A 1,763-nucleotide genomic window follows, 5' to 3' on the forward strand; every position below is an offset into this window, starting at 1 on the left:
CACCCAGTGGTGCGGTTTGTCGAGTATGGCGGACGAGGCGAGCCGGTAATCTAGACGGAATAAACGAGCTTTGAAAATGTCTGGGGTTCTGAAATCCCGAGGACTGATGCGGGATGTTCGCGCGCTGGCCGCTCAGTGACGCTGTCTTGGCTGGGTTCGGATCCCTGGATTCCAGAATCGCCCGGACGGCAGCGGCAGACCGCTCGCATATGCGGGTGCGGTGAAACTCGGGAGTGGCGGGATCGTACGCGTGGTCGCTGGAGATTTCCGGCGACGGATCGCGATGATTTGAAGAGCGCGGGTGGGTTGTCCCCGCTCGGACCTTTTACCAGGGAGCGACCATGAGATCTCGATGGGGAAGCGCGGCGGCGCTGGCCGTGGCGCTGTCCGCGTGCGGGCCCCCGGCCGCGGGGCCCGTGCCGGTGACGGCGGACGAGGCGCGGCTGGCGGAGCTGTACCGGCGGCAGGACTGCTTCGGCCTGCGCGACGCGCTGGCGGCGCACGGCACCCGGCGCGGCGCGGAGCTGGACTTCTACCGCGCGGCCGTGGACGTGGCGTTCAGCCGGCCGGAAGCCGCCATCCCGGAACTGCGCCGCTTTCTGGACTCCCGCGAGGCGGCGGCGGACGGGCGCAGGCGGCAGACCGCGCACGAACTGCTGGGCGACGCCTACGTGCGCGTGGGACGCTACGCCGAGGCGGCGCAGGTGTACACGGCCATGTTCGCCGACGCCGCCACAGACAGCGCCGGGCGCGACAACGCCGGCAACGTGCGCGGGCTGTGGGGCGCGCTGGCCGGCACTCCCGCGCAGACGGTCGAGGCGCCCGGGCCCGTGCGCCTCGCCACCACGCGCGACCGGGCGGGGCTGGTGAACGTGTCTGTGGCGTCTGGCGGGCAGACCGCGGACTTCGTGTGGGACACGGGGGCCAACCTGTCCACCGCGAGCGAGTCCACGGCGCGGCAGATGGGGTTCCGCGTGCTGGATGCGACGGTGAACGTGGGCTCCAGCACGGGCACGCAGACCCGAGCGCGCGTCGGCATCGCGCCGGAGCTGCGGATCGGCGGGGCGACGGTGCGCAACGCGGTGTTCCTGGTGTTTCCCGACAGCGCGCTCGCGTTTCCGCAGATCAACTACCAGATCCACGGCATCATCGGCTTTCCCGTGATCGCCGCGTTCGGCTCGACGACGGTCATGCGCGGCGGCGGGCTGGTGCTGGGCGACACGGCGGGAGCGTCCGGGGGCGAACAGAACCTGTGCATGCGCGGGCTGATGCCCGTGATCGCGGCGGAGCACGCGGGCGAGCGGCTGCACTTCGGGTTCGACACGGGCGCGCAGGCCACGTCGCTCTACCCGCCGTTTCACGCCGCGCGCCGCGCGCTGGTGGAGGCGGGCCGCGGCCCCACCGCCGTGCGCACGGGCGGAGCGGGCGGGATGCGCGACGTCCAGGCGTACGCGCTGTCTCCGCTGGTGCTGACCATCGACGGGCGCGAGGTGACGCTGCCCACGGTGAACGTCTTCACCGAGAAGATGGCGGATGACGCCGACCGGCTGTACGGCAACATCGGGCAGGACGTCATCAACCAGTTCGAGTCGATGACGCTCGACTTCCGCCGCATGCGGATCCGCTTCCGTTAGGGCCGGCCTTCAACATCGCGGAGGCGCGGACGACCGGTCGCCGCGCTCCCGCATCGCAGCGCCGAGAACCCGCTCGGCCGCGGCTGGAAACAAAGAAGCCCCACCGGACTGGCGGGGCTTCTTTCGTTC

The 1,763-nt window shown here is 71.1% G+C and carries 1 protein-coding gene; it reads left to right on the forward strand.

All coding sequences use genetic code 11. The features are described from left to right. Positions 1-341 precede the first annotated feature (341 nt). Positions 342-1,634, forward strand: coding sequence for a pepsin/retropepsin-like aspartic protease family protein (locus VF665_RS14730; RefSeq protein WP_331054198.1), 1,293 nt, complete (start codon positions 342-344; stop codon positions 1,632-1,634). The last annotated feature ends 129 nt before the right edge of the window (positions 1,635-1,763 follow it).

The sequence above is a fragment of the Longimicrobium sp. genome (genome assembly GCF_036387355.1).
Classification (GTDB): domain Bacteria; phylum Gemmatimonadota; class Gemmatimonadetes; order Longimicrobiales; family Longimicrobiaceae; genus Longimicrobium.

What these genes read in the sequence shown, in the direction of transcription:
- VF665_RS14730 (WP_331054198.1), top strand. Translation starts at nt 342, where the DNA reads ATGAGATCTCGATGGGGAAGCGCGGCGGCGCTGGCCGTGGCGCTGTCC.